Here is an 18,675-nt window from a genome sequence, read left to right on the forward strand (position 1 = left end):
CGGCGCTCGTTCTGCGTTTCTGGATTCTTCAACTGACGAAGCTACGAGGCTTGCCGTCATTTCGGCTCATCGGCCTTAAGCCACCTTCCTCAGACCATTCGCATCGCCGGTTCCGGGCAGCGCCGCCAACGCTGCCTGCAGCAGGATGTCGCCAAGCCGCGCCGCGACCGCGTCGGGCTCGGCCTCCTTGCGATGCAGGAACAGCGCCATCTTGGGCAAGGCGGGCAGCCCGGCGATCTCCGGCGTCATCGCCCTGACGGTGGCCGGCAGGCCGATATCGGTGCGGATCGTCAGTCCGAGCCCGGCGGCGACGGCTGCCCAGATGCCGCCAAGGCTCGGGCTGGAGAAGGCCATCCGCCATGCCAGGCCGGCGCGGTCGAGCGTTTCGGTCGCCACGCTGCGCAGCAGGCACGGCGCTTCGAGCGCCACCAGCGGCAACGCCTCGCCATCGCGCAGGCTGGTCTCGATCTGTTTTGCCGGGCCGATCCAGCGCATCTGGACGTCGGCGACATGCCGGCTGTAGGGCAGCGTCGCGCCATTGTGCCAGGCAAGCGCGATATCGAGGCTGCCCGAAATGATCCGTTCGGCAAGCTCATGGCTACGTGCGATCCTGGCCTCGATCTTGACCTTGGGATGGGCGCGGGCGAAGCGCCCGAGCACCTCCGGCAGCACCGCCTCGCCGAAATCCTCCTGTAGTCCAAGCCGCACCCAACCCTCCAGCTCGACATCGTGGATGGCGGAGGCGGCCTCGTCATTGAGCTCGATCAGCCGCCGCGCGTAGCCGAGCATGGTCTCGCCCGCGTCCGTCAGCGCCAGGCCACGCCCAGATTTGCGGAAAATCGGCGTCGCCGCCTGCTCCTCCAGCTTCTTCAATTGCGCACTGATTGCCGAGGTCGAGCGGCCGAGCCGGTCGGCGGCCTTGGCGAAGCTGCCCAGCTCCATGCCGGTAACGAAGCTGCGCAGAACGTCGAGATCGAATGTCACGCGTCGCATGCCAATAATCCTGATATTCGGGACATTACGTCAAAAACTTCCTGATATTCAGTACGAAGCTATGGCGGTAGAGACAGCGCGTCAAGACCGAATGCAGCCGACCCATGCAGGAGCTGAACCATGTCCGCTGTCGCCACACGAGCAGATTGCAAACCGCTTCGCCCGGCCGCCGTTGCCGCCCCGTCAGAAGCGGCGGCACTTCGAGCCAATCATCGCTGGAAGGTGCTGGGCATCGGCGTCGCCGCCAATGCCTGCTTTTCCGCGACCTTCTCCGGCATTCCGGCGACGGCGGTGTTCCTGCGCTCGGGCTATCATCTCTCCAATGGCGAACTCGGCCTGGCGCTTGGCCTTCTCGGCCTGGGCGTGGCGCTGAGCGAATTGCCGTGGGGGCTGCTGACCGATCGCTGGGGCGACCGCCGCGTGCTGCTGACCGGGCTCGGCGCAACCGCGGTTTGGCTGCTTGTCATGGCCGCGCTGGTCGTGCCGTCACCGGCCCATATTCCCGGCATCGCGCTTCTCGCCGCTGCCCTGCTGGTCACCGGATTGCTCGGCGGCAGCGTCAACGGCTCCAGCGGCCGCGCCATCATGGCCTGGTTCGGCGAAGGCGAGCGCGGCTTTGCCATGAGCATCAGGCAGACGGCGGTGCCGCTTGGCGGCGGGCTTGGCGCGCTCGTGCTGCCAGCGCTCGCTTCAGCCCATGGCTTCACGGCAGTCTTCGGACTTCTGGCGGCTGCATCCGCGGTCTCGACCTCGCTCGCCTGGCGCTGGCTGCATCAGCCGCCGGCGCATGACGATGCCAATTCGGGCAGCATGGCATTGTCGGCCGGCCCGGCGCCGCTGCGCAACCCGGCCGTCTGGCGCATCGCAACAGCCATCGGCCTGCTTTGCTTTCCGCAGGTGGCGGTGCTTACATTTGCTTCCGTGTTCCTGCATGATTTCGCCGGCATGGGAACAGCCGTGATCAGCGCCAGCCTGGCTGCCGTGCAGGTCGGCGCCATGGTCATGCGCGTCTGGAGCGGCCGCTACACCGACCGTCACGGCAACCGCCGGTCGTTCCTGCGTCTCTGCAGCATGCTGAGCGTGGCCGCCTTCACCGTGCTTGCGGCGCTCGTCTTGTTTTCGGCCCAATTCTTGTCAGGCCAAGCGCCGATGCTGTCGCCGGCGATCGTTGCGGTGCTGGTCGTGGCCGGTATCTGCGTCTCCTCCTGGCACGGCGTTGCCTACACCGAGCTTGCGACGCTGGCCGGCGCCAGCCAGGCCGGGACGGCGCTCGGCCTCGCCAACAGTCTGGTCTTCATCGCCTTCTTCCTGGTGCCGATCGCCATTCCCGGGCTTCTCGTGCTCTGCTCGTGGGCAGGCGTCTGGCTGGGTGCGGCTATTTGCGCGCTGATCGCCTGGCCGATCTTTCTTCCGTCAAGCGACGGCCGCAAAAGCGCCTGACTTCGACACGAGATGGGAAAACAACGTTCTAAGCTGTTAACGCCCCATCAAGGTTAATGCATCATTGTAGCTCTCCAGTGGGGTCCGTTGCGTTTCTGGAGAGTTCCGTGCATCGACGTGTTTTGACGCGGCTTGTCGCCGCCGCCGGTGAGAAAAAGCGTTCCTTCCTGTCTCCCCTCGTTATTGGCCTTGGCATCTGGATCGGCTTTCCGACGGTCGCGGCCTATCAGGACATGACAAGCCTGGTCTCCGGTCTTGAGGCGCCGAGCGTCCGCTGGAACGCCTATGTCGAGAAATCCGTCGCCGGCTCCGTTCACGCCGCCGAAATGCCCTTCCTCGATTCCAGCAGCACCGGCTCGCTCTCCGGCTCCGGTGTCCAACTACCCGGCATCGGCGCCGTTTCGTTTCGCGGCAAGGGCAGCATCGCCGGCACGACGCCGGACGAGAACCGCATCACGCGTGCCGACAAGAAGGGCCGCATCATCCAGGTCTCGCCCGTCTCGCCGCCGAAGAACTTCAATGCCGGCTCGATCTTCGAGCGCACCTCTTCGCTGCTCCGCCCAAGCATGGACAGCGGCCTGAGGATGGCTTTCGCCAAGCCCGAGATCAAAGGCAAGGAAATCCAGATCGCCGCCGCCTTCCACACGCGCATCGACAAGAAGCCGGATCCCGGCGTACCGGCGATGCTTGCCGCGCTGGTCAACAATGATCATCCTGACGTGCTGGCGACCGCCTACGCCTCGTCCGCTCCCGACTATGCACAGGCGTCGCCCTTCGAGGCCTTGCTGCAGGACGAGGACCCGAACGACGGCCGCTTCATTCCGCCGCTGAGCAAGGGCGACCATTCCTGGATGCAGACGCCGCTGCCGGCGAGCGTTTTTTCCAAGCAGGAGCAGGCCTGTCTCGCCAACGGCATCTATTTCGAAGCGCGCGGCGAATCCGTGCGCGGCCAGGCCGCCGTCGCCCAGGTCATCCTCAACCGCGTCCGCAACCCCGCCTATCCGAACTCGATCTGCGGCGTCGTCTATCAGAACGACAACTGGTTCAACCGCTGCCAGTTTTCCTTCGCCTGCGACGGCAGGAAGAAGCGCATCGACAACCCCGCTGCCTACAAGACCGCCCAGGATGTCGCCATGGCCGTCACAGCCGGCAAGATCTTCATTCCGGAAGTCGGCTCGTCGACCCATTATTACGCCAACTACGTCCATCCGGGCTGGGCGCGGACGATGCAGAAAATGACCAGGATCGGCCTGCACATCTTCTACCGCACCTATGGTGGCGGCTGGAGCTGAGCGCTCGGGCAGCCCTTGCGTCTTTCGCGCGAGAGCGGCCGATCGAAGACGCATCGCCGCGGGGATTCGGCCGCAGCCCGCCAGAGACCGCGTCGGGCACGATGTCGCACCCGAGCAAGTGGCTGATTTATAACGAAAAAATACTTGAGCTTGAACGTCCGCCCGTGGCTTGACGGGCGCGGACCCTCTAACTATGTTGCCGGCGACTTTAAGAAGCGGACGGACGGTGACGGTCTGACCGGGCAGGGGGGTTGCGTGGCCGACAAGAATGGGCCAGACGGAACCGGCAAAACCGGCCGCGGCAAGCAGCATGAAGCCGACATCCGCGACGACGATCTTGAGCGCCGCCGGCGCGACCTTGAAGCATCGCTTGCGACAAGGCGGCCGGACCGGCTCGAGGGGAAAGACGACGGGAAAACGGGCAGTGTGGCCGGGTACGGCCAGGCGCTCAAGCTGTCCAGCGAGTTCATCGCCGGGATAGTGGTCGGTGCGGCTCTCGGCTGGTTTATCGATCGCGTGGCGGGGACATCGCCATGGGGTCTGATAGTCGGGCTGCTGCTGGGTTTTGTCGCCGGCGTGCTCAACGTCCTGCGTTCAGCCGGGCTTGTGTCGGAATTCGGAACGGGCGACAAACCGCGCGATCCGAAAGAATGAATTGAGGCGCCGCATGCCGGCGCATTGAACAGAATGCTGAAGCCGTCTGCGGCTTTGATGGGGATTTAAAGTGGCTGCTGACAAGGTCGATCCGATCCACCAGTTCCAGATCCATCCGATCATTCCGATTCACATCGGCGGCTACGACCTGTCCTTCACCAATTCGGCTCTGTTCATGCTTGCGACGGTCGCTGTCGCATCGGCGTTTCTCTACCTCAGCACGTCGAGCCGCAGCCTGGTTCCGGGCCGCCTTCAGTCGGTCTCGGAAATGGCCTATGAATTTGTCGGCAATATGCTGAGGGACGCCGCGGGCACGCAAGGCATGAAGTTCTTCCCCTTCGTGTTCTCGCTGTTTATGTTCGTGCTTGTCGCCAACCTGCTTGGCCTGTTCCCGTATTTCTTCACCATCACCAGCCACATCATCGTCACTTTCGGCCTCGCTGCGCTGGTGATCGGAACGGTCCTCGTCTACGGCTTCACCAAGCACGGCCTTGGCTTCCTGAAGCTGTTCGTCCCGCATGGCGTGCCGGTCTACCTGCTGCCGCTGGTGGTGCTGATCGAGGTGATTTCCTTCGTCTCGCGTCCGGTCAGCCTGTCGGTTCGTCTGTTCGCCAACATGCTCGCCGGTCACATCACGCTGAAGGTGTTCTCGGGGTTTGTCGTCAGCCTGAGCGCGCTCGGCGCGGTCGGCGTGGCTGGTTCGGTTCTGCCGCTGGCGATGGCCGTGGCGCTGACGGCGCTGGAGCTGCTGGTCGCGTTCCTGCAGGCCTACGTCTTTGCGGTGCTGACCTGCATGTATCTCAACGACGCCCTGCATCCCGGGCACTGACAAGGTTTCCGGCATTGCCGCCGGATCGATTTTGCAACGGAATTTTAGATCCAAAGGAGTTGAACAAATGGACGCAGAAGCAGCAAAGTACATCGGTGCCGGCATCGCATGCCTCGGCATGGGCGGCGCGGGCATTGGCCTCGGCAACATTTTCGGCAGCTATCTGGCGGGCGCGCTGCGCAACCCGTCGGCAGCCGACGGCCAGTTCGGCCGCCTGATCTTCGGCTTCGCCGTGACCGAAGCGCTGGGTATTTTCTCGCTTCTCATCGCGCTTCTCGCTTTGTTCGGCTGAATGCTTGTTCGGCTGAACATTGGGAAGAATTGAACAGGCCGGCCGCGATCCTGCGGCGGGCCTGAATTTCGGGGATAGTCCATGTTCGTGACATCTGCCTTTGCGCAAGAGTCCGCGCCCGCCGTCGAAGGCGGCAGCGCTGGCACCGGCGTGCCTGCCGAGGCGCACGGCACGTTCCCGCCATTCAATCCGGCGACGTACCCCTCGCAGCTTCTATGGCTGGCAATCACCTTCGGGCTGTTTTATCTCTTCTTGAAACGGGTGGTGATGCCGCGCGTTGGCGGCATCATCGACGTGCGCAACGACCGCATTACCCAGGATCTCGACCATGCTGCCCGGCTGAAAAGCGAGGCCGATGCCGCCGTTGCCGCCTATGAGCAGGAATTGGCGGAAGCCAAGGGCAAGGCCAATGCGATCGGCCAGCAGGCCAACGATGCGGCCAAGGCGGAAGCCGAGGCTGCCCGCAAGACGATCGAGGCAGCGCTTGACCAGAAGCTTGGCGAGGCCGAGGCGCGTATATCTTCCATCAAGGCCAATGCCATGAAGGAAGTCGGCACGATCGCCGAGGACACCGCTTCGGCCATCGTCGAGGCGCTTGTCGGCGGCAAGGCCAGCAAGGCCGAAATCGCGGCCGCGGTCAAATCCGTGGCCGGGTGAGGAGCGCATCATGGACGCCACATCTCTCGCGACGCTTTGGGCAACTGTTGCCCTCGTAATCTTCCTCGGCATCGCCATCTACATCAAGGTGCCGGGCATGATCGCCAAGGCGCTCGATGCGCGTGCCGACAAGATCAGCTCCGAGCTCGAGGAAGCGCGCCGGTTGCGCGAAGAAGCCCAGCAGCTGCTTGGCCAATACCAGCGCAAGCGCAAGGAAGCCGAGCAGGAGGCCGCGGCCATCGTCGCCGCCGCCAAGCGCGAAGCCGACATGCTTGCCGCCGAGGCGCACAAGAAAACCGAGGACTATGTCGCTCGGCGCACCGCCTTGGCCGAGCAGAAGATCGGCCAGGCCGAGCGCGAAGCGATCGGCGAAGTGCGTGCCAGCGCTGTCGACATCGCGGTCGAAGCCGCGCGGGCGCTGCTGGCCGGCAAGATCGACGCCAAGGCCGGCGCCGACCTGTTCAACGCCTCGCTGCAGGATTTGAAGTCGAAGCTGAACTGAACGGCTGCATGAACAAGTCATCGAAGCCGCCCGGGAAACTTGGCGGCTTTTTTGTTGGCGAAAGCGACTGAGCGCGTAATCTCCCCCCTCGAGGGGGAGATGTCGCCAAAGGCGACAGAGGGGGTCGGTACGTCCTGGCGCGACGCCCTATGGAACGAAAGAGAACGTTGGCGCTTCACGCGAGGCGACCCCCTCTGGCCTGCCGGCCATCTCCCCCTCGAGGGGGGAGATCCGCGCCTAGCCGCCTTCGCAAATGTCAATCCAAACCCGAAAAACCCTCTTCCTCCAGCACCTCGGTGCCGCCGAACCGGAACGGTGCGAAGGAGGCGCGGTGCAGCCGTGCCACTGGCCCGTGCAGATCGATCGCCGTGCGATGGCGCACAGTGGCGTAGCCCATATGCAGTTCGAAGCCGTAACGCGCATGATGGCTGCCGCAGCCGCACATCATGCGGTCGCGCATCACCTTGGCGACGATCGAGGCTGCGGCGATCGATTGCGAGCGCTGGTCGCCCTTGATCAGTGCTTTGCCCTCGCAGGGCAGGCCGGGCGGCACGTCGCGGCCGTCGGCCAGTGCCAGCTTCGGCCGGATTGACAGGCCGGCCACGGCACGGCGCATCGCCTCCAGGCTGGCCTTGAGGATGTTGGAGGCATCGATGCCTTCGGCGCTGACCGAGGCCATCGATACGGCGAGTGCGGAGCCGAGGATTTTCAGGAACAGCGCCTCACGCTGCAAATGCGTCAGCCGCTTGGAATCGTCGAGGCCGTCGGGGATGTTGGCGGGATCGAGCACCACCGCTGCCGCCACCACCGGCCCGGCGAGCGGGCCGCGGCCGGCCTCGTCCATCCCCGCCACCGGCCAAAGGCCTTCGGCCATCGCCCTCGTCTCGAACGAGAAGTCGGGTTTCTCGACGATTTCGAAGAGAAGCGGAGAATCGGAACGTGGGCGAGCCATGGTGCGGCGAGGTTCGCATCGGCTCCGATTCTCCGCAAGTCCCTCCGGGTCGGGCGGGGCACCGGACCAGGAGGGGCTACCGTCTGCAAGCCCGGGGACAGGACAGGCCGGACGGGATTTTTTGCCCGTTGCCGGCCGTTTCAACCGGCTGGCGCGAGACGCTTTGTCACAGCAGCATCAGCTGCTCCGTAGCCTTGGCGGCGGGGACGAACTGGTCGGTCCTGAGCGAGCGCCGCTCGGCGTTGAGGCCGAGCCGTTTGGCAGCTATCTCGAAACGCCGGCCGATCTGCCAGGCATAGGGACCGGAGCCTTTCATGCGCTTGCCCCATTCCGAATCGTAGTCCTTGCCGTCGCGCATCGAACGGATCAGCGACATGACGTGGCGATAGCGGTCGGGATAGTGGCGCAGCAGCCAGTCCTTGAAGATCGGCGCGACCTCCAGCGGCAGGCGCAGCAGCACATAGCCGGCCTCGCGCGCGCCCGCTGCCTGCGCCGAATCGAGGATGCGCTCCATCTCCGGGTCGGTCAGTCCGGGGATGATCGGCGCGACCATCACCGAGGCCGGAATGCCGGCGTCCGAAAGCTGCCTGATCGCCTCCAGCCGCTTGGTCGGCGTCGACGCTCGCGGCTCCATCGTTCTGGCCAGCATCCTGTCCAATGTCGTCACCGACAATGCCACCTTGGCCAGCCCGCGTTCGGCCATGCGTGACAGAATGTCGATATCGCGTGTCACCAGCGCCGATTTGGTGACGATGCCGACCGGATGCCCGCGCGCCTCCAGCACTTCGAGGATCTCGCGCATGATCCGGTATTGCTTCTCGATCGGCTGATAAGGATCGGTATTGGTGCCGATGGCGATGGTGCGCGGCTGGTAATTATCCCTGGACAATTCCTTGTCGAGCAGCCGCGCCGCATCCGGCTTGGCAAACAGCTTCGATTCGAAATCCAGCCCCGGCGACAGGCCCATGAAGCTGTGCGTCGGCCGCGCGAAACAATAGACGCAGCCATGTTCGCAGCCGCGATAGGGATTGATCGAGCGGTCGAAGGAGATGTCGGGCGATTCGTTGCGCGTGATGATGGTGCGCGGCTTCTCGACCTGTACCTCGGTCCTGAACGGCGGCAGCTCCTCCAGCGAATTCCAGCCATCGTCGAACACATGCCTGCTGACCGGCTCGAAACGGCCGGACGGATTGATGCCCGCCGACCTGCCGCGATTGCGGTCGGGACGGACGCGCATGCCGCTCTGCTCGATCATCGCATTCGCCATCTCGGCCCTGCCAGCGCCGAAGGCTGCAATATCGGCACGCACGATCTGTTCCATCTTGGCCCTTTCCCAGGGACTGTCCGCCCGCTGTCGAATCGCTCTGCTCATGAATGTATTCCTATCGCATCGATGAGAACAAAGCAAGAACTTTCTCGCGGTGCGCCGCAAAAACTGGCGCTGCCCACCGCTTTCCGCTATTCGGCTAAACATGCTCAGCGTCCTGATCGAAACCCTGAATGACGAGGAGGGCCTTGCCCGCACGCTCGCCTCGCTGATCGGCGGCGCGGTCGAAGGCGTGGTGCGCGACGTTCTCGTCTGCGACACCGGCTCGACCGATCAGACGCACCGCGTCGCCGAACATGCCGGCTGCCACTATGTCAGCGGCGGCATCGCCGCCGGCATCAGGCAGGCCAAGGGCGACTGGCTGCTCTTGCTGGAACCGGGCGCGCGGCTGGGAGAGGGCTGGATCGACGAGGTCGTCGCCCATACCGCCAGGCAAACCATGGCGGCGCGGTTCTCGCGGGCACGCGGCAGCCGCACGCCATTCCTGTCGCGCGTCTTTGCCGGAAATCGCGCTCTCGCCGAAGGCTTGGTGATCAGCAAGCGTCAGGCCGCGGCGCTGTCGAAGAACGCCCGCAGCGCCGAAGCGATCGCCCGCGGCCTGGCGACCAGGAGGCTCCACGCCGAGATCTGGGTCGCGCCGCGGAAGTGACGGCTTACCGTCCCGGTTATGGGAACTCCGCCCAAGCACATTTTCTGGCGGGTCGTCGTTTATTGTGCATTGCACAAAATCTGGCCGGGGGTTACCATTCCCGGCGATATGGGCGAATAGGGTTTGGGGTGTGCCGGAGCGGCGACGACTAACGTCGATGCTGTTCCCTCGACATTTTGAGGACCCCGATGACCCTTTCAAGCCCTGACAAGTCCGGCGCTGCAAGCCTCGAGGCGATCGCACGAAACGGCGGCACGCTGCGCCGCATCGCCGCCCGCATCCCGACCTATCTTTCCGACCTTCGCGAGAATCCGGCATGGCTGCCGATGTTCATGCTGGCCCGCACCATGCCGGCGCGGCGCCTGCACTGGCGCGGTGCAAAGCCCGTTCCGCCGGCGCGCAATGTCGGTGAAACGATGTTCGCCGGCGTCGATCGCGATGCCGTCGTCGGCGCGCTGCGGACGGAGGGGCTCTATTCGGGCCTGATGCTGCCGGCCGCCATCCATGAGGAGATTGTCCGCTTCGCCGAGCGCACGCCATGCTTCGGCAATTTCGACCGTCGGCTGGAATTCCTGCCCGAAAAACACGCCGATGCCGAAAAGCATTTCGGCCGCCCGCTGCTCAGCGGTCACTATTTCGAACGGGTCCTCGACTGCAACGCTGCGGTCGCCGTGCAGCGCGATCCGCTGCTTCTCGATATCGCAGCGCACTATCTCGGCAGCCAGGCCAAGCTGATCACCACCCGCGTCTGGTGGAGCTTTCCGACCGGTGGCGTCTCGGACGCCGACAAGAACATGGCCTCGCTCGGCAAATACCATTTCGACCTCGACGACTGGCGCATGCTGAAGTTCTTTTTCTACCTGGTGCCGGTCGACGCCGACACTGGGCCGCATGTCTATGTCCGCGGCTCCCACAACCGCCGCATCCTGAAGCATCAGCTGACGCTGCTGGTAGGCCATTCGGCGGAAGAGGTGCTGGGCGTCTACGGCGAGCAGAGCCCGGTCACGCTGACCGGGCCGGCCGGCCTCGGCTTTGTCGAGGATCCGTTCGGCTTCCATATGGGCACCGTGCCGACGCGCACGCCGCGGCTGATGATGGAAGTCGGCTTCGGCGTCTCGCCGCCGTCGCGCCGGCGTTTTCACGGCGAGCCGGTCATTCGCTAAACCAAGGTCGCTTGGCTGATACCCCGGTTCGTCTCAGCCGCGCCGCAAATGCTCGTCCAGCCGCGGCATGATCTCGACGAAGTTGCAGGGCATGTGCCGGTAGTCGAGCTGCGGCTTCAAGATGCCGTCCCAGGCGTCCTTGCAGGCGCCGGGCGAGCCCGGCAGCACGAAGACGAAGGTGGCATTGACGACGCCGCCGGTTGCCCGGCTCTGGATCGTCGAAGTGCCGATCTTGTCGTAGGAGATGCGGTGGAACACTTCGGAAAAGCCGTTCATGCGCTTTTCGAAGATCGGCTCCAGCGCTTCCGGCGTCACGTCGCGGCCGGTGAAGCCGGTGCCGCCGGTGGTGATGACGACATCGATCGCATCGTCCTTCGACCAGCCCAGGACCTTGTCGCGGATCTTGTCGCGGTCGTCGGTAACGATGTCGCGGGCGGCCAGGACATGGCCGGCCTCGGCAATGCGGTCGGCCAGCGTCTGCCCGGATTTGTCGTCGGCGAGGCTGCGCGTATCGGAAACGGTCAGTACCGCGATGCGCACGGGAACGAAGGGGCGGCTCTCGTCAATCCTGGCCATGGGCGTCAGCCTCCGATGTCACGCTTCGCGTCGCCGCGACAAACCAGTCGGGATGGCGGCCGCGGATATCGACGGCCGCGCGCTTGGCCACATTGCCGGTCTCGAACAGCCCGAAGCAGGTGGCGCCGGAGCCGGACATCCTGGCAAAACCGGCTCCGGCCTTGTTGAGCACGGAAAGCGCCTTGCCGATGGCGGGCTGGATTGCGCGCGCCGCAGGCTCGAGATCGTTGCGGGTGATCTCCAGCCAGTTGCGGATACTGTGGAAGTCGAGGCTGCGCGGCAGCGGCGGCAGTCCCGCATTGTCGCGGCGGCCAAGCGCCTCGAACACGTCGGCCGTCGAGACGGCAGTGCCGGGATTGACGAGCACCAGACCCAGCGCCGGGAAACCCGGCACGAGCGTCAGCTCGTCGCCGATGCCGCGGGCTATCAGCGGTCTGGCTGCGAGGCACATCGGCACGTCGGCGCCGAGCGACAGGCCGATCCGCGCCAGTTCGGCATCGCCGATGTCGAGCCTCCAGGTCTGGACCAGGGCGCGCAGCACAGCCGCCGCATCGCTCGACCCGCCGCCGACACCGGACGCGACCGGCAGGTTCTTTTCGAGCCTGATGGCGACAGCCGGTGCGTGCTTGGGACCGGCCTCGCGCCGCAGTGCATCGCGCGCTCTCACCACCAGATTATTGTCGTCGACCGGCACCGCGGAGGCGTATTTGCCGGACACGGAAAACCCATCGCTGTCGGCAAGTTCCGTTTCGATGCGGTCGCCGAAGCGCGTGAACACAGCCAGGCTTTCGATCGTGTGATAGCCGTCGGCACGCTGGCCGGTGACGTGCAGCGCGAGATTTATCTTGGCGTGCGCATGCGACACCCGGATGCTGGCCTCGGCGTTCACTGGCTCGGCCGCGAGGGGTACGACGGTCAATCCTTGGCCAGACGGTATTCGCCGGTCTTCGGGTCCTTGACCAATGTTCCCATCGTACCGTTGGCGGCCTGCTTTTCGGTACGCCGCACCCTGGCGGTCACACGCTCGGCTTCCCTGACGAAGGAGCGGTAGCCGAAATAGGCGGCAATGCCGACGACGGCGAAGAAAATGATCTGCGGCATGTCAAACTCCTCCCTCGCAAGGCCGGCAAGGCCGCCGGTCGGGTCGGTTGATGATTTATGCTAGACGCTTTCACCGGCTTTTCAAAGCCCGAAGCGCGCCCACAGCGCGCTCTCTTCCGCCGCATCGATGACGCCGCTTGCCGCGGCGGCGGCGATATCGGGCGCCGAAAAGCTCGAGCCGAACAGGCCGAAGCGGCCGAACAGGCCGCGCGGCGCGGTGATCAGCTTGAGCTGGGTTTTCGGCCCGAAACGGCTCTTCAGCACGCTGCGCATGTCGCCGAGCGCATCGACCAGTCCGAGTTCAAGCCCCTTCTTGGCCGTCCAGAACAGGCCGGTGAACAGGTCGGGATCGTCCTTGAGCTTGCTGCCGCGCCTGTCCTTGACGAGGTCGATGAAGGTCTCGTGGACCTCCAGCTGCAGCGCCTTCAGGCGCTCCACGTCCTCCTTCCTTTCCGGCTTGAACGGGTCGAGCACCGCCTTGTTCTGGCCGGCGGTGTGGACGCGGCGCTCGATGCCGATCTTCTTCAACAGCTCCGGAAAGCCGAACGAGGCCGACACCACGCCGATCGAGCCGACGATGGAGGACGGGTCGGCAAAGATCTCGTCGCCGGCGACCGCGATCATGTAGCCGCCCGATGCCGCCACGTCCTCGACGAAAACCAGGACCTTCTTGTTCTTCTCGCTCGCCAGGTCGCGGATGCGCCTGAAGATCAGCCGCGACTGCACCGGCGAGCCGCCTGGCGAGTTGATCGAGATGGCGACCGCCGGCGCGTCGAAGGAAAACAGCTTTTCGAGAAGGCCGGCGGTGGAAGCGAGCGACAGGCTCGGCCGGAACTGGCCGCCGCCGGGCATGATCGTGCCGTGCAGCCGGATGACCGGAATGGTGACGACGGCGGAGCGCCAGGATTTCGGCAGCAGGCGGTTGAAAAGGCGTTTCACGAGGGGGCGGTCTCCGGTCGATTTGCTTGAGGCATGTAGGAATTCGCCGGCCAACGGCAATGCCGTCACCCCGGCAATCAGAATGGATCAGTCTCCGAAAAGCGACGCCAGCCCGTTATTGATCAGCTCTGCCCGCTCCGAAGGGCCATTGCCTGAATAGGCATGCAGCATCAGCGGTGGTTGGATCGACAGTTTGCCGCGTGCGCCGAGTGCTGCCCGGACGACGATGCGGATCGCCGCCGCTTCGGGGCGAGGATGGACGGCCAGCATCTCGGCATCGCCGAAGCGGCCGGCGATGGCATCGAGGATGGCGCCGAGCTGTTCCGGCCGGGCGATGACGGCCAGCCCGCCGCCCGGTCTGACCACCGCGGCCGCGCTGCGGATCCAGCTGTCGAACAGCCCATCCTCCGAGACATGCGCGGCCTTTCTCAGCGGATCGGGCGTCGCGCGATCCTCGGCGGCATTGAACGGCGGGTTCATGATGACGAAATCGAAGCTGTTGTCCTCAAGTCCGGCGGCCGTTCGCGCCCGGCCCGACAGCGCGACATCGGCGACGAGCACCGAGGCGCGGTCGCTGAGATGCGCATTGCCGGGGTGGGCAAGCGTGGTGGTGGCGAAGGCCGCCATTTCCGGGGAACGCTCGATGAGCACGGCCGCGGCACCGGGGCAGCGCGACAGGACCGCCAGGCCGGCCGCACCAGCGCCCGCGCCAAAATCGGCAAGCCGCTCGGCGAAGGAGGACGGCACGGCAGCCGCCAGCATCATCGCATCCATGCCGGCGCGGTGGCCCGCCTTTCTCGGCTGCACCAGCCAGAAGCGACCGCGATGAAAGGCATCGACCGTATGAGCCGGCATGTCCGGGACAAGGGCAGCGGGCGACGCGGACATTATTTTTGGCGGATCTCGTTAGCGATGCCGGCATCCGTCAGGATGCGCCGCGCCGCATCGGCCTTGTCGGCGTCCACCATGACACGGCGGGGCAGGATGCCGATCGAGCCGTCGAGGACGCTCATGTTCTGGTCGGCGACGAAACAGCCGATGCCGGCATCGCGCATGAGCGATTCGACAAACGAAATGATGACGGCGTCGTTGGTGCGGATGAGCTCTATCATCGGATTAGGGCCATGATCTATCGATATGGTCGAAATGGCGCCTGAAACGGCAAGAAGATGCGAGGAGAAGCGTGAAGGTCGGGGTCTTTCCCCCGGCCGAGCGGTTCGACGACGCAGCTTGCAGCCGTTTCGGCGTCCGGAGGATGTGGTCCATCTGCCCGGCTACTTTGTCGCGAAGGACTTGAAAGCCGAATGGCTTCCTGCGCCTTCGCTCCGCGTATCCGGACAGATGGCCTCACACCATTTCGATCATATCGATAGATCATGGCCCTAAACTCGCAGTTTGCGGCGTTGATGTAAACGTAGGCGTGATCATGTACCAGAGCCGGCGCGCCAATTCGCCTCTTGCCGCGCCGGTGGGTGACACCCTAGAGTCTGTCCAGGGACCATGTTGCCGTCGTGCATATCGAGGTTGGGAGTTTTGCCGTGGGTGTCGTTCTCAACATTGAAAACGGGAAGCGCGAAGCCGCCTCGATAAAGGACCTCATCGACCTGACCGTGGCCGACATGGGGCGCGTCAACAAATTGATCCTGTCGAAGGCCGGCTCCGATGTCGAGATGATTCCGGAGATAGCCAACCATCTGATCTCGTCGGGCGGCAAACGGCTGCGGCCGATGCTGACGCTCGCCGCGGCCCAGATGTTCGGCTATTCCGGCGACGGCCATGTCAAGCTCGCCACATCGGTCGAATTCATGCATACCGCGACACTTCTCCACGACGACGTCGTCGACGAAAGCGGCATGCGGCGCGGCAAGAAGACGGCGCGCATGATCTGGGGCAACCAGGCCAGTGTTCTGGTCGGCGATTTCCTGCTCGGCCAGGCGTTCCGGATGATGGTCGATGTCGGCTCGCTTGAAGCGCTCGATATCCTGTCGAGCGCTGCTTCGATCATCGCCGAAGGCGAGGTGATGCAGCTTGCCGCCGCCAAAAACCTCGAGACCACCGAGGACGAGCATTTCGCGGTGATCAAGGCCAAGACCGCGGCGCTGTTCTCCGCTGCCGCCGAGGTCGGCCCGGTCATCGCCCAGGCGACGCGCAATGATCGCGCAGCACTTCGCTCCTACGGCATGAATCTCGGCCTTGCCTTCCAGCTGATCGATGACGCGCTGGATTACGGCGGCACCAGCAAGGATCTCGGCAAGAATGTCGGCGACGATTTCCGCGAGGGCAAGGTGACGCTGCCGGTGATCCTCGCCTATCGGCGCGGCACCAAGGCCGAGCGCAGCTTCTGGAAACGCGCCATCGAGGACAATGCCGCCGACGATGCCGGGCTGGAAAAGGCCATCGGCCTGATGCTCCGCCACGGGGCGATTGCCGACACCATCGGGCGCGCCCGCCATTTCGGCGAGATAGCCCGCGACGCGCTGGCGCCGCTCGAGGCGACGCCGCAGAAGTCTGCACTGATCGACGTCATCGATTTCTGCATCAGCCGGGTGAATTGACAGGCGTCGCGGCGCGAGGCCGGGACGCCGCCTGTTCTCATCGAGCCTTTGCCGGAAGCACTATTGCTGCCAGCAAACTGACGACGATGCCCGCCGCCGCGAGCCGGAAGGCAACCTGGATGCGTTGCCGACATTGAGCGTCGTCGAAGCCATCCCCGAGGCGACGCCTTGCTGGTCATGGGCAACGCCGGAAGCGGCGGCAATCCACATTGCGGTCCAGACGATGCCTTGTCCGACGCCGGAGACGATCAGGCCGGGTACGAGGGGCAGATAGCTGCTGTCGGCAGTCGCGCCTGATACCATCAATGCTGTGCCGACCGCGCCGACGATCATGCCGCCGACCAGGGTGCTGCGCGTCGAAAAGCGCGTTGCCAGACGCTCGCCGAGTTGCGTGCCGGTGGCGATGGCGACCGACGGCACGAGAAAGGCGAGGCCCGTCTGCAAGGCAGTGAAGCCGTGCACGTTCTGCAGCAGCACGGTGAGGAAGTAGGGCAGCGCGCCGAAAGTAGCCATGTAGAGGAAGGTTATCGTCATGCCGGCGACGAGGCTGCGGTTGTGGAACACGCGCAGCGGCATCAGCGGGTCGGCGCTGTTGGCCTCGATCACGGTGAAGGCGATCAGGAAAAATGCCGCCAGTGCTGCGCTGACGATGATTGCGCCAGAGCCCCAGCCATATTCGGGCCCCTGAACCAGGGTGAAGACAAGCAGCGTCGCGCCGGCGGTGACGGTCAGCGCGCCCGGCAGATCGAAGCTGCACTGCTCGTGCCGCTTGCGATCGCGCGGGATGATGGCGAAAGCCGCGATGATGGCGATCCCGGCCAACAGCACGTTGACGTAGAAGACCGACGGCCAGCCGAAGGCGCTGGTCAGAAACCCGCCGGCAAGCGAACCGAGCGTCAGGCCGCTGGCGCCCGCGCCTCCCCAGACGGCGAGCGCCCGGTTGCGTTCCGGTCCCTCGGCGAACAGGCGGTTGATCAGCGACAACGTCGCAGGAAACAGGAACGCGGCGCCGATGCCTTGCACGGCGCGGGCCGCGATGATGATTTCCGGCGACCAGGCGAGGCCGCCGACCAGAGATGAGAGCGCGTAGAGCCAGAGCGCGAAGATGAAGACGCGGCGCTGGCCGATCAGGTCGGCGGCCCGGCCGCCGAACAGCAGGAAGCCGCCGGTGAAGACGGTGTAGGCGCTGACCACCCACTGCAGGGTCTGGCCTGAAAATCCGAGGCCGGCGCCGATCTCCGGCAACGCCACGAAGACTATGTTGAGGTCGAGCGAGATGATGAGCTGCGCGAAGGCGAGCAGCGCCAGCGTTGCGCCATGTTTCGCCCTGCTTGCTCCCTGCGTTATCGCCCCGAGCGGCGCGCCTTGATCCAGTGAACTCATGCCGGTCTCCTTGTCGACAATTATTTAATGATCGACAAAGAATTGAGATTTGCAATCCGAAGTCAAGCGGATTATTTGTTGATCGACAAAAATTGGAGACCGCCATGGCGGGAAGGCCAAGGGAGTTCGACCGCGACCAGGCGCTGGAGAAAGCCCGCGACGCTTTCTGGAGACGCGGCTACGAGGGCACCTCGATGGCCGATCTCGTATCGGCGCTTGGTCTCGCATCGGCGCGCATCTATGCCGCCTTCGGCTCGAAGGAGGATCTGTTTCGCGAAGCGGTGGCACTTTACGAGGCCAATGAGGGCGGCTTCGCCACACGCGCACTGCAGGAAGAACCAAATGTCCGGCGCGTCATCGAGCGCATGCTTCGCGACGCCGTCGAAATCTATACGCGGCCGGGGCAGCCGCAGGGCTGCATGGTGGTGACGGCCGCGACCAATTGCGCCGTCGAAAATGACGCCGTGCTGCAATGGCTGGTGGAGCATCGGCTGGCGCTTACCGCATCGATCGTCGAGCGGTTGAAGCAGGCGGTGCGCGATGGCGAATTGAAGCCGGACACCGATGCCGAGACGTTGGGGGATTATTACGCCACGCTGATGCACGGCCTTTCGGTGCAGGCACGCGACGGCGTGCCGAAAAAGCGGCTGCACGATCTTGTCACCGTCGCCATGCAGGCGCTCGACGCAAGCCTTTCGCAAACGTCCTGAGTTTCAGGGCCGTGACGCTTGGCCCTCACTTGCCGGATTTCTCGGCGGCTTTCTTGGGATTGACCGCCGCCGTCGGCGGCTCGGGTGGTTCGGCAGCGACAGCTTTCGGCGGTTCCGGCTCGGTTGCCGGCGCCTCGGGGCCGGCCTTGCTGAGCGCGACCGAGATGCCGAACACCTTCCATTGCCGTTCGACCGGCGCAAACAACAGCTCGAAATTGACCTGCATCGGCACCGAGGGAAAGAAACCGGCCATATGCAACATGCCGTTGGGCTCGATCTGCGGCAGCAGCGTCAATTGCGGCTCAAGCACCGCGACGCCGCCGAGGTCGATGCCGTCATTGCGGTGGCCGGCGAAGATCTCGGCAAGCTTGGCCGCATTGTTGGTCTGGAAGCCCGGCGCGCCGAGATCGCGCAGCACCGTGTAATTCCCTGTCTTGTTGGCATGGTCGAGCGCCAGCAGCGAGCCGCGCACCAGGATCAGCACGCCGTTGCGGTCGATGTTGGCCGGCTTCGGCGCCTGCGGCTTGGCCGATTTCTGGGTTTTCGACGTTTGCGCCAGGGCAGGCTGGACAAGCTGCGGAACGGCTGCCGTCAGCACCAAGGCGGCCAGCAACATTCTGCCCGTCGGCCGCACCGATCCCGGCAAGATTGAGGTCATGCC

The 18,675-nt window shown here is 64.7% G+C and carries 22 protein-coding genes; 11 read left to right on the plus strand and 11 right to left on the minus strand.

The window, feature by feature from the left end; genetic code table 11:
- Window positions 1-75: 75 nt before the first annotated feature.
- Window positions 76-993, minus strand: a complete 918-nt coding sequence (locus tag NKH49_RS01625) for a LysR substrate-binding domain-containing protein (RefSeq protein ID WP_352540127.1) — start codon at window positions 991-993, stop codon at window positions 76-78.
- A gap of 120 nt (window positions 994-1,113) precedes the next feature.
- On the opposite strand from NKH49_RS01625, the gene NKH49_RS01630 reads away from it, so the two are divergent.
- The 7 genes from NKH49_RS01630 (at window position 1,114) to NKH49_RS01660 (ending at window position 6,659) form a co-directional block, all read left to right on the plus strand.
- Window positions 1,114-2,433 carry an MFS transporter gene (locus NKH49_RS01630; protein WP_352540126.1) on the plus strand — a complete coding sequence of 440 codons (1,320 nt, stop codon included), beginning with the start codon at window positions 1,114-1,116 and terminating at the stop codon, window positions 2,431-2,433.
- Window positions 2,434-2,540: 107 nt separating this feature from the next.
- Window positions 2,541-3,725, plus strand: coding sequence for a cell wall hydrolase (locus NKH49_RS01635; protein WP_352612340.1), 1,185 nt, complete (start codon window positions 2,541-2,543; stop codon window positions 3,723-3,725).
- A 255-nt stretch (window positions 3,726-3,980) separates the two neighbouring features.
- Window positions 3,981-4,379, plus strand: coding sequence for an AtpZ/AtpI family protein (locus NKH49_RS01640; protein WP_352473359.1), 399 nt, complete (start codon window positions 3,981-3,983; stop codon window positions 4,377-4,379).
- Window positions 4,380-4,449: 70 nt separating this feature from the next.
- A complete protein-coding gene (locus NKH49_RS01645) occupies window positions 4,450-5,208 on the plus strand; it encodes a F0F1 ATP synthase subunit A (protein ID WP_352501993.1) in 759 nt (252 codons plus the stop codon).
- Between the two features lie 67 nt (window positions 5,209-5,275).
- Window positions 5,276-5,500 (plus strand): F0F1 ATP synthase subunit C, encoded by a 225-nt coding sequence (locus NKH49_RS01650; RefSeq protein WP_006206606.1) that lies wholly within the window; start codon window positions 5,276-5,278, stop codon window positions 5,498-5,500.
- Between the two features lie 81 nt (window positions 5,501-5,581).
- The gene (locus NKH49_RS01655) at window positions 5,582-6,157 is read left to right on the plus strand and encodes a F0F1 ATP synthase subunit B (protein WP_352449932.1); all 576 of its coding nucleotides are present in this window, start codon (window positions 5,582-5,584) and stop codon (window positions 6,155-6,157) included.
- A 10-nt stretch (window positions 6,158-6,167) separates the two neighbouring features.
- The gene (locus NKH49_RS01660; protein ID WP_023674071.1) at window positions 6,168-6,659 is read left to right on the plus strand and encodes a F0F1 ATP synthase subunit B; all 492 of its coding nucleotides are present in this window, start codon (window positions 6,168-6,170) and stop codon (window positions 6,657-6,659) included.
- 256 nt (window positions 6,660-6,915) lie between these two features.
- Here NKH49_RS01660 and rnhB read toward each other — a convergent pair whose 3' ends face one another.
- A complete protein-coding gene (gene rnhB, locus NKH49_RS01665) occupies window positions 6,916-7,611 on the minus strand; it encodes a ribonuclease HII (protein ID WP_352501990.1) in 696 nt (231 codons plus the stop codon).
- Between the two features lie 166 nt (window positions 7,612-7,777).
- Window positions 7,778-8,932: a PA0069 family radical SAM protein gene (locus NKH49_RS01670; protein ID WP_352540123.1), complete on the minus strand. Its 1,155-nt coding sequence runs from the start codon at window positions 8,930-8,932 to the stop codon at window positions 7,778-7,780.
- A gap of 151 nt (window positions 8,933-9,083) precedes the next feature.
- On the opposite strand from NKH49_RS01670, the gene NKH49_RS01675 reads away from it, so the two are divergent.
- Together NKH49_RS01675 and NKH49_RS01680 are read left to right on the plus strand one after the other, a co-directional pair.
- Window positions 9,084-9,587, plus strand: a complete 504-nt coding sequence (locus tag NKH49_RS01675; protein ID WP_352612343.1) for a glycosyltransferase — start codon at window positions 9,084-9,086, stop codon at window positions 9,585-9,587.
- 188 nt (window positions 9,588-9,775) lie between these two features.
- Window positions 9,776-10,750 (plus strand): phytanoyl-CoA dioxygenase family protein, encoded by a 975-nt coding sequence (locus NKH49_RS01680; RefSeq protein WP_352612345.1) that lies wholly within the window; start codon window positions 9,776-9,778, stop codon window positions 10,748-10,750.
- A 33-nt stretch (window positions 10,751-10,783) separates the two neighbouring features.
- Here the strand turns inward: NKH49_RS01680 and moaB are convergent, their stop codons facing one another.
- From moaB to NKH49_RS01710, 6 genes are all read right to left on the minus strand, one after another.
- Complete coding sequence (gene moaB / locus NKH49_RS01685) at window positions 10,784-11,326, minus strand: molybdenum cofactor biosynthesis protein B (protein ID WP_352612346.1); 543 nt, start codon at window positions 11,324-11,326, stop codon at window positions 10,784-10,786.
- Window positions 11,313-12,215 (minus strand): 4-(cytidine 5'-diphospho)-2-C-methyl-D-erythritol kinase, encoded by a 903-nt coding sequence (locus NKH49_RS01690; protein WP_352612716.1) that lies wholly within the window; start codon window positions 12,213-12,215, stop codon window positions 11,313-11,315. The genes moaB and NKH49_RS01690 overlap by 14 nt, the downstream gene beginning before the upstream one ends.
- 26 nt (window positions 12,216-12,241) lie before the next feature.
- Window positions 12,242-12,427: a hypothetical protein gene (locus NKH49_RS01695; RefSeq protein WP_352612348.1), complete on the minus strand. Its 186-nt coding sequence runs from the start codon at window positions 12,425-12,427 to the stop codon at window positions 12,242-12,244.
- Window positions 12,428-12,508: 81 nt separating this feature from the next.
- Window positions 12,509-13,366, minus strand: coding sequence for a S49 family peptidase (locus NKH49_RS01700; RefSeq protein WP_352612350.1), 858 nt, complete (start codon window positions 13,364-13,366; stop codon window positions 12,509-12,511).
- An 87-nt stretch (window positions 13,367-13,453) separates the two neighbouring features.
- On the minus strand, window positions 13,454-14,254 hold the full coding sequence (locus NKH49_RS01705) for a tRNA1(Val) (adenine(37)-N6)-methyltransferase (protein ID WP_352612351.1): 801 nt from the start codon (window positions 14,252-14,254) through the stop codon (window positions 13,454-13,456).
- Window positions 14,254-14,478: a putative signal transducing protein gene (locus tag NKH49_RS01710; RefSeq protein ID WP_023674082.1), complete on the minus strand. Its 225-nt coding sequence runs from the start codon at window positions 14,476-14,478 to the stop codon at window positions 14,254-14,256. The genes NKH49_RS01705 and NKH49_RS01710 overlap by 1 nt, the downstream gene beginning before the upstream one ends.
- 426 nt (window positions 14,479-14,904) lie before the next feature.
- On the opposite strand from NKH49_RS01710, the gene NKH49_RS01715 reads away from it, so the two are divergent.
- Window positions 14,905-15,921: a polyprenyl synthetase family protein gene (locus NKH49_RS01715; protein ID WP_352612355.1), complete on the plus strand. Its 1,017-nt coding sequence runs from the start codon at window positions 14,905-14,907 to the stop codon at window positions 15,919-15,921.
- A 60-nt stretch (window positions 15,922-15,981) separates the two neighbouring features.
- Here the strand turns inward: NKH49_RS01715 and NKH49_RS01720 are convergent, their stop codons facing one another.
- Window positions 15,982-17,304: an MFS transporter gene (locus NKH49_RS01720; protein ID WP_352612356.1), complete on the minus strand. Its 1,323-nt coding sequence runs from the start codon at window positions 17,302-17,304 to the stop codon at window positions 15,982-15,984.
- 104 nt (window positions 17,305-17,408) lie between these two features.
- Here NKH49_RS01720 and NKH49_RS01725 point away from each other — a divergent pair, with 104 nt between their 5' ends.
- The gene (locus NKH49_RS01725; RefSeq protein ID WP_352612358.1) at window positions 17,409-18,014 is read left to right on the plus strand and encodes a TetR/AcrR family transcriptional regulator; all 606 of its coding nucleotides are present in this window, start codon (window positions 17,409-17,411) and stop codon (window positions 18,012-18,014) included.
- A 25-nt stretch (window positions 18,015-18,039) separates the two neighbouring features.
- Here NKH49_RS01725 and NKH49_RS01730 read toward each other — a convergent pair whose 3' ends face one another.
- Window positions 18,040-18,672, minus strand: a complete 633-nt coding sequence (locus NKH49_RS01730) for a hypothetical protein (RefSeq protein ID WP_352612360.1) — start codon at window positions 18,670-18,672, stop codon at window positions 18,040-18,042.
- Between the last annotated feature and the right edge of the window lie 3 nt (window positions 18,673-18,675).

The organism is Mesorhizobium sp. M1088, from assembly GCF_040318575.1.
Taxonomy (GTDB): domain Bacteria; phylum Pseudomonadota; class Alphaproteobacteria; order Rhizobiales; family Rhizobiaceae; genus Mesorhizobium.